The following is a 16685-nucleotide window of genomic DNA, read 5'->3' on the forward strand; positions in this document are numbered from 1 at the left end:
TGGGGCAAAAAAGCACGACCGTGCTAGATACCCGACTCTAAATTGTCGTCCGCGGTGGTTTATGCTGCCGCCATCATCCACCAGGAGCGAGTCCATGAACGACAACCACGACGGCGTCATCCTTCCCGAACGCGTGCTGCCGGTACCGGCGTCCATCAGCCCCGAGGCGCAGGCCGCGCTGCGCCGCCTGGTCGGGCCGGACGGCGTTCCGCACAACGCCCGCCACGTCATGCCGGCCCCCGATGACCTGGCCGGCTGGCGGCGCGTGCGGGCCGATGCCGACGCCTGGTACGCGTCCGCCCTCGGCGAGCGCATGGGTGCCGTGCGCGCGGGCGTCGAGACCATCCGGGCCGGCGGCGCCACCCTCCACGTCGCCGCGCCGGCGACGGCGGCGGCGGCCTTCGCGGACTGCGCCTGGATCGACCTGCACGGCGGCGCCCTGGTGTTCGGCGGCGGCGACGCCTGCCGCGCCTCGACGCGCCTGCAGGCCGACCGCCACGGCATCCTGTGCTACGGCGTCGACTACCGGATGCCGCCCGAGCACCCCTACCCGGCCGCGCTGGACGACTGCCTGGACGCCTACCGCCACGTGCTGGAACGTCACGCGCCGCAGCGCATCGCCGTGGTCGGCCGCTCGGCCGGCGGCAACCTCGCCGCCGCGCTGCTGCTGCGCGCCCGCGCCGAGGGCCTGCCGCTGCCGGCGGCGCTGGTGCTGCTCTCGCCCGAGGCCGACCTGACGGAATCCGGCGACAGCTTCCAGCTCAACCGCCTGGCCGACGTGGTGCTGCCCGGCTCGCTGATGGCGAACAACCTGCTGTACGCGCACGGCGCCGACCTGGCGCACCCCTACCTGTCGCCGCTGTTCGGCGACTTCACCGGCGGCTTCCCGCCCACCTTCCTCCAGAGCGGCACGCGCGACCTGTTCCTGTCCAACACGGTGCGCCTGCACCGCGCCCTGTGCCGCGCGCGCGTGCCCGCCGAGCTGCACGTGTTCGAGGCGATGCCGCACGGCGGCTTCGGCGACACGCCCGAGGACCGCGAACTGGCCGAGGAAATCACGCGTTTCGTGGGCATGCACCTCGGCGTCGTCTCAGGGTGAGCCCACCCATTTCATGCAGTGCTGCGCCGCGCGCCGCAGCCGTCGCCATGCCCGCCGCCAGGCAGAAGACCGCCCCGAGGACGCCCGCCGGCAGGCGCCCCGTTGCGCATCGGTGACCGTCTCGTTCCGTTCAGGTTTTCCGCTCAACCGAAATCGATCTGCCCCTCGCGCCGCCGGATCTCGGCCCAGATCGCGCGCTTGTCGTCGTCGCTGGCGGCGCGCCAGGCGCGGATCTCGTCGATGGTGCGCAGGCAGCCTTCGCACAGGCCGGTGGCGGGCGACATCTTGCACACATTGATGCAGGGAGAAGGTACCGGCGTCTGCTGTTCCGGCGGCAATGCTTGTTGGTTCATGCTGCGGTGGCTGTTGGTTTCATCGCGCGCAGATTACCGCATCCATCGTGAACGCGGTTAATTTACGCAACATCAAGGTACACTGGCACTCATCCATCCAAAACCTTGACACGTAAGGTTGACGCAAGCTTGGCAACCAAGACTGGGACCGATCCCGTCCCGGCATTGCCGGCTGTACCGAAGGAGCGCCCATGAGCCTCAGCAACAAATTCCTGGCGCAGATGCGCGCCGCGACCCGCTCGCTGATGCGCCGCGGCCCCTCGGTGGCGCGCAGCGTCATCCGCGAATCCGTCAAGACCGCCACGGCCATGCAAACCGGTGCGACCAAGGCGGCGCTGGACCAGGCCGAGCAGGCCCAGGCCGCGGCCCGGCAGGCCTCGAACCAGGCCAGCTACGATCCCGCGTCCGACATGCTCGCCGACCTCAGCCGGCTGGGCGGCAACCCGTTCAACGTGCCGCCGCTGTCCACCGGCGCCGCCGCCGCCGGGCTGCCGGGCCGGTTCATCGACGGCAGCTACGGCAACGAGGCCGGCACCCGCGACTACAAGCTCTACGTGCCCGGCAGCCATGCCGGCCAGGCGGCGCCGCTGCTGGTGATGCTGCACGGCTGCACGCAGAACCCCGACGATTTCGCGCTCGGCACGGGCATGAACGAGATCGCCGAGGAAACCGGCTGCCTGGTCGTCTATCCGGCCCAGTCGCAGCAGGCCAACCCGTCGCGCTGCTGGAACTGGTTCAACGCGGTCGACCAGCAGCGCGGCCAGGGCGAGCCGTCGATCATCGCCGGCCTCACGCAAGCCGTCATGGAACGCCATGCGATCGATCCGGCGCGCGTCTACGTCGCCGGCCTGTCGGCGGGCGGCGCGATGGCCGCCATCATGGGCACGCTGTATCCCGACCTGTACGCGGCGGTCGGCGTGCATTCCGGGCTGCCGTTCGCGGCCGCGCACGACCTGCCGACGGCGGTGGCGGCGATGAAGGGCGATTTCCGCGCCCACCACGCCCCCGGCAAGGCCTTGCCGATCATCGTGTTCCACGGCGACAAGGACGCCACCGTCCATCCGGCCAACGGCGCCGAACTGATCGCGCGGCGCCGCCGCGATCCGGCCGACATCACGGTCGTCGAACCGGGCGCGATGCCGGACGGCCATGCCTGGACGCGCACCGTGCACCGCCTGCCCGATGGCGCGGTCCATGCCGAGCACTGGGTCGTGCACGGTTCCGGCCATGCCTGGTCGGGAGGCGATACCCGCGGCACTTATACCGACAGCAAGGGCCCCAGCGCCAGCCGCGAAATGATGCGGTTCTTCCGCACCGCCCGCTAGCTTTCTTTTCCTGGCGGCATGGAGGGCGACGGTCCCTCCCGAAGCGCGATATGCTGTTCCAGGCAGGCCGGGCACCAGCAGCCGGCGGCCGTCCCGTCGGCCGGCACCGGCACGACCGCCGGCAAGCGCGTGCACCAGCACGGCGCGCCGTCGCCGCCGTCGGCCATGGCGCAGCCGAAGGCCGCGCCGCAGCGTGCGCAGGCACTCACGCGGCGCCCTCCGGCCACGCGGCGAGGCGCGGGAAAAAAGCGGAAAATGACAGGGATGTATCCATATGTAATCCACCTTAACGGCGGGCGTCGGAAAATACAACATTGAGCTTCCATAAAGCCCCAAGCGGCGGCGTGTTGCCGTAAAATCTCGCACATTCTTTTTCGGACCCCCATGAACGCTATGCTGACCTCTCTGACGGGCGACGACCAGAACAATGACCTGACTGCGGTCTCGCCGCAGATCAAGGCGCAGATCCTGGCCGAAGCGCTCCCCTACATCCGTAACTTCCACGGCAAGACCATCGTCATCAAGTACGGCGGCAATGCGATGACCGACGAGCGCCTGAAACACGGCTTCGCCCGCGACGTCATCCTGCTGAAACTGGTGGGCATGAACCCGGTCGTGGTGCACGGCGGCGGTCCGCAGATCGACAATGCGCTGCGCAAGATCGGCAAGCAGGGCACCTTCGTGCAAGGCATGCGCATCACCGACGAAGAGACCATGGAAGTGGTCGAGTGGGTGCTGGGCGGCGAAGTGCAGCAGGACATCGTCATGCTGATCAACCACTACGGCGGCCAGGCCGTGGGCCTGACCGGCAAGGACGGCGGCCTGATCCGCGCACGCCGCATGGCCATGCCGGACAAGGAAAAGCCGGGCGAATTCCTCGACATCGGCTTCGTCGGCGAGATCGAGGCGATCAATCCGGCGGTGGTGAAGGCGCTGCAGGACGATGCGTTCATCCCGATCATCTCGCCGATCGGCTTCGGCCAGGATGGCCAGGCGTACAACATCAACGCCGACGTCGTCGCCGGCAAGATCGCGGAAATCCTGAAGGCCGAAAAGCTGATCATGATGACCAATATCGCCGGCGTGCAGGACAAGCAGGGCAACCTGGTCACCGACCTGTCGGCGCGCGAGATCGACGAGATGTTCGCGGACGGCACGATTTCTGGCGGCATGCTGCCGAAAATCTCGTCGGCGCTGGACGCCGCCAAGTCGGGCGTGAACACCGTGCACATCATCGACGGCCGCATCGAACACTCTTTGTTGCTGGAAGTCTTGACCGAACAGGCCTTTGGCACTATGATCCGGTCTCACTGAAATTTTGCAGCGAATCAAATCGCCGCAAAATGACCTGATGCCCTTGTAGCTCAGTGGTAGAGCACTCCCTTGGTAAGGGAGAGGCCACGTGTTCAATCCACGTCAAGGGCACCACCTGGAGCGGTAGTTCAGTTGGTTAGAATACCGGCCTGTCACGCCGGGGGTCGCGGGTTCGAGCCCCGTCCGCTCCGCCAGGATTCGATGAAAGATGCTCCCTTCGGGGGGCATTTTTCATTTCTGCCGTCGCATTCCGCTACCATCTCCCAACGAATGTCACGCCGCGCTTTTCCATGACCACCACTTCCTCCCCCGTCTGGCTGTTCGACCTGGACAACACCCTGCACGACGCCTCGCACGCGATCTTCCCGGCGATCAGCGCCAACATGAACACGTACATCGCGCGCGTGCTGGGCGACGGCACGACGCCGGCCGCGCAGGAACTGGTGGACGCCACGCGCACCGGCTACTGGAAGCGCTACGGCGCGACGCTGCTCGGCATGATCCGCCACCACCACGTCGATCCGGCCGATTTCCTGCGCCGGACCCACGACATCGGCGCCTTCCAGGACCTGGTGCGCACCGAGCGCGGCCTTTCCAGGCTGCTGCGCCGCCTGCCCGGCCGCAAGATCCTGCTGACCAACGCGCCGACCGCGTATTCGACCGGCCTGGTGAAGCACATCGGCCTGCAGCGCCACTTCGCCCACCACATCGCCATCGAGGACATGCGCGTGCACGGCCAGCTGCGTCCCAAGCCGTCGAAGCTGATGCTGCGCCGGCTGCTGCGCCGCCACGGCCTGGCGCCCGGGCGCTGCATCCTGGTCGAGGACACCCTGGTCAACCTGAAGCACGCCAAGCAGCTCGGGCTGCGCACGGTGTGGGTCACGCAATACCTGCGCTACGGCGACCCGATCGGCAAGGCCCCGCTGCCGCGGATGGTCAAACGGCCCGCCTGGGTCGATGTCAAAGTAAAATCCGTACTTCGACTGCCGGCGACAATGAACCGGCTGCGACGACAAGACTAGAATTCAACACACTGAAAGAGCTAGGAAAACATGGCAAGCACCAAGCCAGGCCAGCGCAAACTGCAGATCCTCCAGACCCTGGCCGCGATGCTCGAACATCCGAAGGGCGAGAAGATCACCACGGCGGCGCTGGCCGCCCGGCTGTCCGTATCGGAAGCCGCCCTGTACCGCCACTTCGCCAGCAAGGCGCAGATGTTCGAGGGCCTGATCGACTTCATCGAGTCGAGCGTCTTCGGCCTGTTCAACCAGATCGCCGAGCGCGAGGAAGACGGCGTGGCCCAGGCCCACGCGATGCTGCAGATGCTGCTGTCGTTCGCCACCAACAACCCGGGCATGACGCGCGTGCTGATCGGCGACGCGCTGGTCGGCGAGGACGAGCGCCTGCAACTGCGCATGAACCAGTTCCACGACAAGGTCGAGATGGCGTTCCGGCAGGCGCTGCGCCTGGCCGTCACCCAGGGCCACGGCCGCGAGGAAGACGTGACCGCGCGCGCCGCCCTGCTGGTCTCCTACGTGACCGGACGCTGGCACCGTTTCGCCAAGAGCGGCTTCAGGCAGCAGCCGGGAGAGAACAGCCCCGTGCAGCTGGCCCTGCTGCTCGCGGCCTGACACCGCCATGAGCGACGTCTTCGCCCTGCTCGACGACGCCAGTCCGGAAGGCGCGCGCCAGGCCCGCTCGCGCCTCTACCGCGAGCATGCCGGCACGCTGGCCTGCCAGCGCATCGAGGACTGGCCGAAGCTGCTGGCCGGGCTGGAGGACGCGCTGCGGCGCGGCCTGTACGCCGTGCCGGTGCTGACCTACGAGCTGGGCGAACGGATGCTCGGCATCGCCGCCCACCCGCAGGACGCGCAGGCGCCGCTGGCCCAGGTGCTGCTGTTCGCGCGCGTCGAGCTGCTCGACGCCGACGGCGTCGCGGCCTGGCTGGCGGCGCGTGATGCGGCGGCGGAAGATGCGACGGCGGACGATACGGCGGCGGGCGCTGCGGCAGCGGACGATGCCCCCGCCGGCATCGCCAGCCTGCGCGCCAACGTCGACGAAGCCGCCTTCACGCGCGCGATCGAACGCATCCGCGACTACATCGCGGCCGGCGACACCTACCAGGTCAACTACACCTACCGCCTGCGCTTCGACGCCTTCGGCGCGCCGTCCGCGCTGTATGCGCGCCTGCGCGCGCGCCAGCCGGTGCCCTACGGCGCCCTGATCGCGCTGCCCGACGGCAGGACCGTGCTGTCGCTGTCGCCGGAACTGTTCGTGCGCCACGACGCCGGGCGCCTGCTGGCCCGGCCCATGAAGGGCACGGCGCCGGCCAGCGGCGACGACCTGATCGACGCCGTGCGCGCGCGCCAGCTGGCCGCCGACGAGAAGAACCGCGCCGAGAACCTGATGATCGTCGACCTGCTGCGCAACGACCTGGGACGCGTCGCGCGCACCGGCAGCGTCGGCGTGCCCGCGCTGTTCGAGGTCAAGCGCTACAGCAGCGTGCTGCAGATGACGTCCACCGTGCAGGCCCGGCTCGCGCCAGGCGCGACGCTGGACGGGATCTTCGCCGCGCTCTACCCGTGCGGCTCGATCACCGGCGCGCCCAAGCGCCGCACGATGGAAATCATCCACGAACTCGAGCCGGCCGCGCGCGGCATCTACACGGGCGCGCTCGGCTGGATCGACCCGCCGGCGCATCCCGGCGCCGGCTTCGGCGACTTCTGCCTGTCGGTGCCGATCCGCACCCTGGTGCTGCAGCCCGAGCGGCACGGGGTGCGGCGCGGCGAACTGGGCGTGGGCGCCGGCATCGTGCACGACAGCGTGGCCGAGTCCGAATTCGCCGAATGCCGCCTCAAGGCGCGCTTCCTCACCGGCCTGCCGAACGCGTTCGAGATCTTCGAGACCCTGTACGCGACGCGCGAGGACGGCGCCCGCCACCTGGAACGCCACCTGGCGCGGCTGGCCGCCTCGGCCGACTATTTCGGCTATCCGTACAGCGAGGAACTGGCGCGCGCCGGCGTCCTGGCCGCCTGCGAGGTGCTGCCGCCGGGCGTGCCGCACCGCCTGCGCCTGGCGCTGCAGGCCAACGGCGAGGTGACGGCGCAGACCGCCGTGCTGGCGCCGCTGGCCGGTCCCGTGAAGGTGCTGCTGGCCGATGCGCCGGTGCGCTCGCACGACCTGTTCCTGCGCCACAAGACCAGCGTGCGCCGGCGCTACGACGCCGCCTGGCGCGCGGCGGAACGCGCGGGCGCGTTCGACACGCTGTTCTTCAACGAACGCGGCGAACTGACCGAGGGCGGGCGCAGCAACGTGTTCGTGCGCGTCGCCGGCCGCTGGGTTACGCCGCCGCTGTCGGCCGGCGTGCTGCCGGGCGTGATGCGCGCCGTGCTGCTGGACGATCCGGCCTGGGGCGCGGTCGAGGTCCCGATCACGCGCGAGACGCTCGAACGGGCGCAGGAGATCGTCGTCTGCAATGCGCTGCGCGGCCCGCTGCCCGCGGTACTGGCGCGGGCATAAAAAAACCGGCCAGCGGCCGGTTGTAAAGCCGGCAGGGACCGGCTGCGCTTTTGGAGAAAGCGGCAATCGTTACAGGAATCAGAAGCGGTAGCCCACGCCCACGCCGAACAGCACCGGGTCGACCTTGACGCGGCTGGCCTTGGCGCCGCCGATCATGACGTCGCTGCGGATCTGGGCCTTCTTGACGTCCAGGTTGACCGACCATTGGTTGTCGATCTTGAAGTCGACGCCGGCCTGGATGGCGCCGCCGACGCTGTCGTGCTCGAGGCTGGCGCCGCCGTTGAGCAGGCGCACCTTCGACAGCAGCGTGTAGTTGATGCCGGCGCCGACGTAGGGATCGATGGTGGCGCCCGGCAGGAAGTGGTACTGCAGCGTCAGGGTCGGCGGCAGATGCTTGAAGGTGCCGATGCTGGCGCCGTCCAGCGTGACGGTGTGCTTCTGCGGGTAGGTCAGGATCAGCTCGGCCGCCCAGTTCGGGGTAAAGAAGTACGAGATGTCGACTTCGGGAATCCACTTGTCTTCGACGTGCAGGCGATTGCTGGCGCCGGTACCGCCGACCGGGTCGGATTTGTCGGCCGGGTCGATGTGGACCGCGCGCGCACGTACCAACCACGGCGACGACTGGTCCTGCGCCATCGCGGGTGCAGCGAACGCTGCACAACCCAGGGCGGCCAACATCAGTTTCAGCATCGACTTGTTCATGGTGTTACCTTTCTTCGCGTTGTTTGTGATTCAGCGAAGTTAAGTTTATTGATGCGCTGCAACGAAATCGTTGATGTGCATCAAAAATGACCATGAAGCGAACAGGTGTAGGGAATTTCGTATATCTCTGCCACAAAACGGTGCACACCGTCACACCGGCGGAGGCCGGGGTCCAATCTGGCGAGCGTTTCGACTATGCGTGCAAATTGGGTCCCGGCCTGCGCCGGGACGACGACTTGCGATCAGCCTTTCAGCGCCTTCTCGATCCGTCCCACCAGCGCCGGATCCTCCGGCGTCACCTTGCTCGGGAAGTACTCGAGCACCTTGCCGTCGCGCCCGATCAGGTATTTGTTAAAGTTCCACTTGGGCGCGTTGCCGGTCGCCTTGATCAGTTCCGCGTACAGCGGATTGGCGCCGCTGCCGCTCACGACGGTGCTGGCGAACATCGGGAACTTCACGCCGTAGGTGTTGTAGCAGAGGTCGGCGATCTTCTTGGCGTCGGCGTCTTCCTGCTTGAAGTCGTTGGACGGGAAGCCCAGCACCACCAGGCCGCGCGGCGCATAGGTCGAGTACAGTTTTTCCAGGCCCTGGTACTGCTTGGTGAAACCGCAGTAGCTGGCCGTGTTCACGACCAGCACGACCTTGCCGGCGTACTGGCACAGGTCCTGCGGCGCTTCGTCCTGCAGGCGCTTGAACGTGTGGTGCAGCACGGCCGGGCAGCTCGCCGGGGCGGCGGACGGCTGGGCGGCGGGGGTTTGCGCCTGCGCTGGCGCGGCGGCGAAGGCGCTCGACGCGACGGCGGCGCCGAGGGAAAGCAGCAGGACGGGAAGCTTGGACATGGGAACGCTCGGGCGGGGTTGAAGGAGCTTCATTCTATGCCAAACGCGCCGCTCCCCGCACGGCGTCTTCCTAGTCGATCGTGACCTTCGCCAGGTCGGCCTTCGGCTGCGGCCAGCGCAGGTCCATGTCCTGCATCGTCTCGAGCAGCAGGTGGGCGACGAGCAGGTTGCGGTGCGTCTTGGAGTCGGCCGGGACCACGTACCAGGGCGCGTGCTCGCAGTCGGTGGCATTGATCGCGTCCTCGTAGGCGCGCCGGTAGTCGCCCCACTGCGCGCGCGCGGCCAGGTCGCTCGGGTCGAACTTCCAGTGCTTTTCGGGATCGTCCAGGCGCTCCTGCAGGCGCTTCTTCTGCTCGTCCTTGGACAGGTGCAGGAAGACCTTCACGATCGTCGTGCCGGATTCGGCGAGCATGCGCTCGAAGTCGCGGATCTGGGCATAGCGGCGCGCGCACGCCTCGTCGTCCAGGGTGCCGTGCACGCGTGGCACCAGCACGTCTTCGTAGTGGCTGCGGTTGAAGATCGCGATCTCGCCGTTGCCGGGCACGTACGGATGCACGCGCCAGAGGAAATCGTGGGCCTGCTCGCGCGCCGTCGGCACCGAGAACGCCGTCGCGCTCAGGCCCATCGGATTGATCTGCGAGAACAGCGAACGCACCGTGCCGTCCTTGCCCGACGTGTCCATGCCCTGCAGGATCAGCAGCAGCTTCTTCTCGCGCGCCGCGTACAGTTTTTCCTGCAAGCGCGCGACCTGGGCGGTCAGCGCGTCAGTGAGCGCCCGCTCGCGTTCCTTGACCTCGGCCTTGCCGTTGCCGTTGCCGTTTTCCTTGCCGTTGCCGTTGCCGTTGCCGTTGCCGTTGTCCTTCTCGCGCAACGGCGTCGCGCCGGCGCCGGCATCGTCGAGCTTCAGGTCCTTGGGAGCGCGCAGGCGCGCACGGACGGTCTTCATGCCGTCTCCGCCAGCCGGCGGTGCTCGATCAGCATGCAGTGGTTCATCACCACGTCCAGGCCGGCCGCGCGCGCCAGGTCGGCGGCGGCCCGGTTCTCGATCCCGAGCTGCATCCACAGCGCGCCGGCGCGCACGTCGATGGCATCCCTGGCGATGGGCGGCACGTCCTCGGCCTTGCGGAACACGTCGACGATGTCGATGTGCTGGCCGTCCCTGGCCAGGGCGTCGGCCGCTTCCTGCAGCGTGGCATGCACGGTTTCGCCGAGGATCTGGGTGCCGGCGTAGGCCGGGTTGACGGGGAGGATGCGGTAGCCCTGTTGCTGGAGGTAGGCGCCCACTTCGTGGCTGGCCCGCTCCGGCTTGTCCGACATGCCGACGATGGCGACGTTCCTGGCGCCGCGCAGGAGTTGTTCGATGGTTTTCATTGGCTGGAATGGCTGGTTGTTCCTGGCGCTAGCTTAGCAGGTTCGGCACGCCGGCCGGCGCAGCGGTGCCGCCGTTGCCCATGCCGGCGGAATATGGAAAGATGACGCGTTCCCCGCCACCGGATCCCGTCATGCTCCTGCGCCCTGCCCACGCCCCCGTCCTCGCCCTCGTCCTCGCCGCGTTGTGCCTGTCCCTGCTCGCCGGCCCGCCGGCCCGGGCCCAGTCGCTCGCCGACGTCGAGCGCGCCATCGTCCCGGTGCGCGACTGGGGCGGCACGCCGGCCGATGCCGCGCGGGCGCGCCCGCAGGTGATCACTCACATCACCCTGCACCACCAGGGCGAGCCGTTCCAGCCCGGCACCGATCCGCGCCAGTACCTGCGCAACCTGCAATCCTGGTCGCGCACGACCAAGGGCTGGCTCGACATCCCCTACCATTACATCATCGACCTGGACGGCCGCATCTACGCCGGCCGCGACATCGCCTATGCCGGCGACACCAATACCGAATACGATCCGGCCGGCCATGCGCTGATCGAGGTGGTCGGCAACTTCGAGGAGGTGGAGCCGAACCGGGAACAGCTGGACGCCGTCGTGAACCTGATGGCCATGCTGGCCGCCAGGTACCACGTGGGCCTGGACGACATCCGCAGCCACCGCGATTATTCGGACCATACCGTCTGCCCCGGCGCCAACCTGTACCGCTACGTGCGCGAGGATTATTTCCGCCACCGGGTGGCCCTGAAGCTGGCGCAGGCACGCGCGGCGCCGTGAGGATCAACCGCCGCAGCGATTGGTATCCCACTTCCAGTCGTTGCTGAGCGGGTCGAACACGCGCGGCGCCTGCCACGTCTCGCTGCGGCCGTCCGGGAAGGTGCGCACGCAGCTGCCGTTCACGCACTGGTTGCGGCAGGTCAGCTGCTGCACGTTGCGCGACTGGACCCGCGGCGCGGCCCGGGCGGCCTTGGGCGCCCGGGCGGCCTCGCGCCCGACCTCGGTCTGCGCGACCAGCCTGGCGAAGGACGCCGGCGCCTGGCGGGTACCGGCATTGAACAGCTGCTCCTCGACCTTGCAGGCCTCGCCCGAGGCCAGGTCGGCCTTGCAGTTCGCCAGCGCCTTCGCCAGCGCCTTGTCCATGCGCTCGTCCAGCTCCGTGAACGCATTGCGCGGGGAAACGACGCGGACGTAGGCCCAGTCGCCCCACTGCACGTTGACCTTGCAGTCGTGGACGGTCTTGCCGGCCTGGCGCGCGCGGCAGGCTTCCAGCGCGTCCTTGCGCACCGACTCGGCGCTCGCGCCCTCGTAGACGAAAGCGGTGGCCGCCGTGTCGCCCTGCGGGTTCTTGGCGACGGCCCAGGCGGCCCAGGTGCCGCCCGGTTCCCAGTACAGCGCGGTGAACTTGCAGTTCTTGTATTTCTTGCGGCAGGACGCCAACGCCTTGTCGCGCGCCGCCTCGGGCGACGGGTCCGTCTGGGCCGTCATGCCGTCGTCGCCCTTGGCCAGCGCGAAGGCCATCGGCAGCACGGTCTCCAGGCCGATCCGGCAATGGGTGTCCTGCTTCGCGCATCCCTGCAGCGCCAGCTCGCGCGCCTCGGCCAGGCTGGCGGCCTCGGTGACCATGTGCGTGTAGTTGTTGTCGCCCATGGCGAACGCGGCGGCGGCCATGGCCGGAAGCGTGGCTGCGCCGAGGAATAGGCCAAGGAATAGGCCAAGTACGGGGCCGAGGAAGCGGTTGCGGATCGGGTGCAGGATGGTCATGGTCGCGGGCATCGCAGGGAAGTGGAAGACACGCCCATGCTGCCGGCGCCGCGCCGCCCGCGCCAGCCGGCATGCGACGAACGCGACCGGATCGGGAATGGATGCGGCGATGGCGGGAACGGCGGGCGCGCTACATCTGGCGGAACGCGTCCTGGCCCTGGAAGCCGGTACTGACGGCCAGCACCTCGCCGCGCCCCTTCAGGTGCACCTGCATGTGGCCGTCGCGGCGGTGGACGGCGTCGATGCGGCGCCGGTTCACGATGGCGCCGCGGCTGATCTGGATGAACCCGGCCGGATCGAGCTGCTCGACGAGGTCCTTGACCGGCATGCGGATCAGCGCCTCGACCTGGGCGGTGACGACCTTGGTGTACTTGGCCTCGGACTGGAAGAAGATCACCTCGTCGGTCGTGATCACGCGCAGGATGTTGCCGACCGAGGCCTGGATCCACGACAGGTGCTGGCGCGGCGGCGGCGGGGGTGCGGCCGGCGCCGCCGCGGCCGGGCCGCCCAGGCGCTGCTGCAGCCGGCCGATGGTGTCCAGCAGGCGGCCGCGGTTGAGCGGCTTCACGAGGTAGTCGGCGGCGCCGACGTCGAAGGCGTCGAGCGCGTGCTGGCCGTAGGCGGTCAGGAACACGACGGCGGTCGCCGGCGGGCGCACGCGCGCCACTTCCAGGCCGCTGGCCTTGGGCATGTTGATGTCGAGGAAGGCGACGTCCGGCGCCAGCTGGCGCAGGGCGGCCAGCGTGGCGGCGCCGTCCGCGGTCTCCGCCACGATGCGCAGCTCGGGCCACAGTTCGGCGAGCGCCTGTTTCAGTTCGGCGCGCAGCAGGGGTTCGTCTTCGGCGATCAGGGCGGTGGTCATTGCTGGTGGGTCGTGGAGGGGTCGAGGGGAAGCACGATGGTCGCGGCGAAGCCGCCATGCACCGGCGCGCCGACTTCGAGCCAGGCGCGGTTGCCGTACATGGCCTCCAGGCGGCGCCGGATGTTCGACAGGCCGACGCCGGTGCCGCCGACGCTGGAAAAGCCGCGGCCGTCGTCCGTCACCGTCAGGCGCAGGCAGGCACCGTCGATGGCGGCCGCCAGCGCGATGCGGCCGCGCTCGCAGTCGGCCAGGCCGTGCTTGATGGCGTTTTCCACCAGCGAGATCAGCATCGCCGGCGGAAAGGCGTGATCGGTCAGGTGGTCGGGCAGCGTGAACGTGTAGGCCAGGCGCTCGCCCATGCGCACCTGCATGATCGACAGGTAATGGCGCGCCAGGTCCATCTCGCGCGCCACCGTCGAGTAGTCGGCGCGCAGGTCTTCCATGGCGCTGCGCAGGTAGGCGATCAGGTGGTCGAGCATGCGCTCGCCCTCGGGCACACTGGAACGGTACAGGTGGCGCACGTTGGCCAGCGAATTGAACAGGAAATGCGGTTCGATCTGCGCCTGCAGGATGCGCAGCTGGGCCTCGATCGCCTGGTCGCGCAGGGCGTCGCGCTGGCGCTCGGCCGCCGCCTTTTCCAGCTGGGCGCGCAGCGGCTGCAGCACGTGCGCTTCCATGTACTGCATCTGCGCCAGCGCATCGGCGGGACCGGCGAACCAATAGAGCTTGTAGAAGCCGCCGCGCAGCACGCAGCGCACGACGACTTCCTGGGTGCGCTCGTCCAGCGCCGACGCCGCGACCGTGACCTTGCTGGCGCAGTTCGCCCACAGCAGGTCGTAGTGCGTGTCCTCGCCCTGGCGCCGCACCATGACGCGCGGACGGCCATAGAAATAGCGGGTCAGGCCCGGCGTGTCGGCATCCGTGAGGCGCTCGAGGCAGCGCGCCAGCGCCTCGTGCACCTGGGCAGCGTCGGCCGCCAGCCGCAGCGTGCGGCGCGGCAGGGTGCCGTCCACGGCGGCGGCCAGCGCCCCCTTCGCGCATGCCAGGTGATGCAGGCGGCACAGGCCGATCAGCGCGGTCAGCGCCGGCAGCGCCAGCCCGATCCCCGCGACCGTGCGCGGCATCGGTCCGTCGTGCGTCATGGCCGCGATACCTTCGTTCACCGACGCCTCGTCGACGGCCAACCACGCGAAGAACAGCAGTATCGCGCCGCTGCCGCCCAGGGTGAGGAGGATCTCGGCGAGGGCCTGGCCCTGCAGGCGCCAGGCGTAGGCGCGCACCGGCGGCGCGGGAATGGCGGCCCGGTGCGCGATCCAGCTCGCCAGCGCCGCATAGACGGCCTGCACGAACAGCAGGCCGGCCCAGCCCAGCAGGGCCGGCAGGTCCAGCGACTGGCCGAGGAAGGCGGCGATGGACGCCGCCGCGCCGAGCGCCAGCACGACGGCAATGAGCGTCAGCAAGGTGACGCTGCGCAGGCTGACTTCGCCCGATTGGGTACCGACAAGCATATGGCGTCCTTCAGCGATGGCAAAGGCACGATGTTTTCATCGGGCGCCATTATGCACCAGCGGCTTGCGATGGACACGGCCCGGGCCGGCATGGATCGGGCTGGCGGGGGAATGGCCCCCCGGCGTCACGGCAGCTTCGTGCCCTTCGTGTCGCGCCCGCCCTGGCGCAGCACGAGCTGGCCCGGCTGCGCATCGTCGAAGCGCAGCTCGGCGCCGACGGCGTCGGAGAAGAAGGTGCGCTCGTCCAGCGCGAAGATCTCCAGCTTCGGCTGGCCGCTGGCCTGGGCATAGTAACGGTCGCCCTCGCGCGTCATCGCGAGCACGAACTGCGGCGCGAGCTGGTAGCGGCCGACATAGGCATCGTAGCGCGCGTGGTCGAGCCGGACGGGCTTGCGCGGCGCCGGCGCGTCGCCCGTGCGCGCATGCACCTGGTCCACGTCCGGCTGGTGCAGCGTCATCGTGATTGCCTTGCCGTCGGCGCCGCGCGCCAGCTCGATCCAGGACAGGGTGCCGGGGATGAAGAAGCCGTTGTCGGCGTAGGCCTGCAGCGTCACCGGAGGACGGCCTTCGCGCTGCAGCACGAAACGTTCGCCCTCGCGGCGCAGCGTGCGCTGGATGCCATCACCGGTGCGGTACACGCCGCTCCAGGCGTCGAGCGCGGCGGCCGGCAGCGCGACCGCCTTGAAGTCCGGGAAGGGCTTGCCGATGGCGATGGCGGCGGCGCGGAAGGCCGCGTCCTCGGCGCGCATCGTGCCGGAATCGCTGTTGCCCAGCACCGCCACGTACACGTGCTCCGACGGCAGGCGCACGGCGAAGGTATTGAAGCCGTTGATGCCGCCGCCGTGGCCGATCATTGGCACCCCCTGCATCGTCGCTACCTGCCAGCCGTAGCCGTAGCCGGTGCCCTTGCCGCTCGCGAGGGTGTACGGCGTGAACGCGCGCTGCCAGCTGGCCGCCTTCAGCAGCTTGCCGCTGGAGACGGCCGCGTCCCAGCGCGCCAGGTCGTCGACGGTGGAGACGATCGCGCCGGCGGCATAGGGCTGCGTCATGCTCAGCGCGGCGCTGGGCGCGAAGCCGCCGCCGCCGGCGCTGTAGCCGACCGCCTGCACGGCCTTGCTGCGCGCATGGCCTTCGTAGGCCGTGCGCGTCATCCCCAGCGGCACGAAGATCCTTTGCGCGACGAATTCGTCGTAGCGCATGCCGGACACCTTCTCGACGATGGCGCCGAGCAGGAAGTAGCCGGAATTGTTGTACTTGTAGCGGGTGCCGGGTTCGAAGTCGAGCGGATCGTCCTTGAAGGAGTCGATCATCTGCGCGACCGTCAGGTCCTTCCCCATGGTCTTCTCGTAAGCCGGCTTGCCGGTGTAGCTGGCGATGCCCGAGGTGTGGGTCAGCAGGTGCTCGACGGTGATCGATTTCCCATGGGTCGGGTAGCCGGGCAGGTAGACGGTGATGTCGTCGTCCAGCTTGACCTTGCCCTCGTCGACCAGCATCAGGATCGCGGTCGAGGTGAACTGCTTGGTGATCGAGCCCAGGCGCATCGGCGTGTCCGGCGCCAGCGGCACCTTGTGCGCGATGTCGGCCATGCCGTAGGCCTTGCGCAGCACCGTCCTGCCGTCCTTGACGACGATGACGGTGACGCCGGGCGCATCCGGCTTGTAGCTCGCGGCCAGCGCGGCGTCGATGCGCGCGGCGGTGTCGGCGGCCGACGGGACGGCAGATGCCGCCGCGAACGCGGGAATGCAGGGCAAGGTCAACGCAAGCAGCGCGCAGGCAGTGGTCGTTCCGGACATCTCGGCTCTCCTGGTCTTCGGGTTGTGGTCCCGACAAGATAGGACGAAGTGGCCGATCCGGCAACGTTCCTGCGACGGACGGTGCCGGCGTGCCGACGGGCGGCAGGCGGGACGGCATGAACGGGAATAAAAAGGTGCTGTTCGCGTTCATTGTGCGAACCATCCGCTGGGCTGGCAGTCTCACCCATTGTCGAGGTAACTCATGAGGAGGCAGCAATGCAGGCTCTGGCGTTCGACGACGTG

Annotated in this window: 17 protein-coding genes and 2 tRNA genes; 9 read left to right on the forward strand and 10 right to left on the reverse strand. The window is 68.9% G+C overall.

Features of this window, described 5'->3' with window-relative positions:
- Positions 1-94: 94 nt before the first annotated feature.
- Positions 95-1099, forward strand: a complete 1005-nt coding sequence (locus tag QZ749_RS22475) for an alpha/beta hydrolase fold domain-containing protein (RefSeq protein ID WP_296951734.1) — start codon at positions 95-97, stop codon at positions 1097-1099.
- A 143-nt stretch (positions 1100-1242) separates the two neighbouring features.
- Here the strand turns inward: QZ749_RS22475 and QZ749_RS22480 are convergent, their stop codons facing one another.
- Entirely contained in the window at positions 1243-1452 is a 210-nt protein-coding gene (locus tag QZ749_RS22480) for a DUF1289 domain-containing protein (protein ID WP_296951736.1), read from the reverse strand.
- A 191-nt stretch (positions 1453-1643) separates the two neighbouring features.
- On the opposite strand from QZ749_RS22480, the gene QZ749_RS22485 reads away from it, so the two are divergent.
- Positions 1644-2777, forward strand: a complete 1134-nt coding sequence (locus QZ749_RS22485; RefSeq protein WP_296951740.1) for a PHB depolymerase family esterase — start codon at positions 1644-1646, stop codon at positions 2775-2777.
- Here the strand turns inward: QZ749_RS22485 and QZ749_RS22490 are convergent.
- Complete coding sequence (locus tag QZ749_RS22490; protein ID WP_296951742.1) at positions 2774-2986, reverse strand: cysteine-rich CWC family protein; 213 nt, start codon at positions 2984-2986, stop codon at positions 2774-2776. The two genes, QZ749_RS22485 and QZ749_RS22490, sit on opposite strands and share 4 nt — an antisense overlap.
- A gap of 184 nt (positions 2987-3170) precedes the next feature.
- Between QZ749_RS22490 and argB the strand changes: the two genes are divergently transcribed.
- The 6 genes from argB to pabB all read left to right on the forward strand — a co-directional run bounded on the left by argB (position 3171) and on the right by pabB (position 7610).
- On the forward strand, positions 3171-4091 hold the full coding sequence (argB, locus tag QZ749_RS22495) for an acetylglutamate kinase (protein ID WP_373896850.1): 921 nt from the start codon (positions 3171-3173) through the stop codon (positions 4089-4091).
- A 39-nt stretch (positions 4092-4130) separates the two neighbouring features.
- Positions 4131-4205: transfer RNA gene (locus QZ749_RS22500), tRNA-Thr, on the forward strand.
- Between the two features lie 3 nt (positions 4206-4208).
- A tRNA-Asp gene (locus tag QZ749_RS22505) sits at positions 4209-4285 on the forward strand.
- Positions 4286-4381: 96 nt separating this feature from the next.
- Positions 4382-5113: an HAD-IA family hydrolase gene (locus QZ749_RS22510; protein WP_296951747.1), complete on the forward strand. Its 732-nt coding sequence runs from the start codon at positions 4382-4384 to the stop codon at positions 5111-5113.
- Positions 5114-5143: 30 nt separating this feature from the next.
- Positions 5144-5722, forward strand: a complete 579-nt coding sequence (gene slmA, locus QZ749_RS22515; protein ID WP_296951749.1) for a nucleoid occlusion factor SlmA — start codon at positions 5144-5146, stop codon at positions 5720-5722.
- 7 nt (positions 5723-5729) lie between these two features.
- A complete protein-coding gene (gene pabB / locus QZ749_RS22520; protein ID WP_296951751.1) occupies positions 5730-7610 on the forward strand; it encodes an aminodeoxychorismate synthase component I in 1881 nt (626 codons plus the stop codon).
- A 78-nt stretch (positions 7611-7688) separates the two neighbouring features.
- Here the strand turns inward: pabB and QZ749_RS22525 are convergent, their stop codons facing one another.
- From QZ749_RS22525 to QZ749_RS22540, 4 genes are all read right to left on the reverse strand, one after another.
- Positions 7689-8312, reverse strand: coding sequence for an OmpW family protein (locus tag QZ749_RS22525; RefSeq protein WP_296951753.1), 624 nt, complete (start codon positions 8310-8312; stop codon positions 7689-7691).
- Positions 8313-8554: 242 nt separating this feature from the next.
- On the reverse strand, positions 8555-9151 hold the full coding sequence (locus QZ749_RS22530) for a glutathione peroxidase (protein ID WP_296951756.1): 597 nt from the start codon (positions 9149-9151) through the stop codon (positions 8555-8557).
- A 70-nt stretch (positions 9152-9221) separates the two neighbouring features.
- Positions 9222-10097: a PPK2 family polyphosphate kinase gene (locus QZ749_RS22535; protein WP_296951759.1), complete on the reverse strand. Its 876-nt coding sequence runs from the start codon at positions 10095-10097 to the stop codon at positions 9222-9224.
- Positions 10094-10522, reverse strand: a complete 429-nt coding sequence (locus QZ749_RS22540; protein WP_296951762.1) for a CoA-binding protein — start codon at positions 10520-10522, stop codon at positions 10094-10096. Before QZ749_RS22540 ends, QZ749_RS22535 begins: the two co-directional genes overlap by 4 nt.
- A 131-nt stretch (positions 10523-10653) precedes the next feature.
- Between QZ749_RS22540 and QZ749_RS22545 the strand changes: the two genes are divergently transcribed.
- Positions 10654-11295, forward strand: a complete 642-nt coding sequence (locus QZ749_RS22545) for a peptidoglycan recognition family protein (protein WP_296951764.1) — start codon at positions 10654-10656, stop codon at positions 11293-11295.
- A gap of 3 nt (positions 11296-11298) precedes the next feature.
- Here QZ749_RS22545 and QZ749_RS22550 read toward each other — a convergent pair whose 3' ends face one another.
- From QZ749_RS22550 to QZ749_RS22565, 4 genes are all read right to left on the reverse strand, one after another.
- Entirely contained in the window at positions 11299-12279 is a 981-nt protein-coding gene (locus QZ749_RS22550; RefSeq protein WP_296951767.1) for a DUF4189 domain-containing protein, read from the reverse strand.
- 130 nt (positions 12280-12409) lie between these two features.
- A complete protein-coding gene (locus tag QZ749_RS22555; RefSeq protein WP_296951770.1) occupies positions 12410-13141 on the reverse strand; it encodes a LytTR family DNA-binding domain-containing protein in 732 nt (243 codons plus the stop codon).
- Positions 13138-14649, reverse strand: a complete 1512-nt coding sequence (locus tag QZ749_RS22560; protein WP_296951773.1) for a sensor histidine kinase — start codon at positions 14647-14649, stop codon at positions 13138-13140. The genes QZ749_RS22555 and QZ749_RS22560 overlap by 4 nt, the downstream gene beginning before the upstream one ends.
- A 125-nt stretch (positions 14650-14774) precedes the next feature.
- Positions 14775-16442: a serine hydrolase gene (locus QZ749_RS22565; RefSeq protein ID WP_296951776.1), complete on the reverse strand. Its 1668-nt coding sequence runs from the start codon at positions 16440-16442 to the stop codon at positions 14775-14777.
- Between the last annotated feature and the right edge of the window lie 243 nt (positions 16443-16685).

The sequence above is a fragment of the uncultured Massilia sp. genome (assembly GCF_913773735.1).
Classification (GTDB): domain Bacteria; phylum Pseudomonadota; class Gammaproteobacteria; order Burkholderiales; family Burkholderiaceae_D; genus Telluria.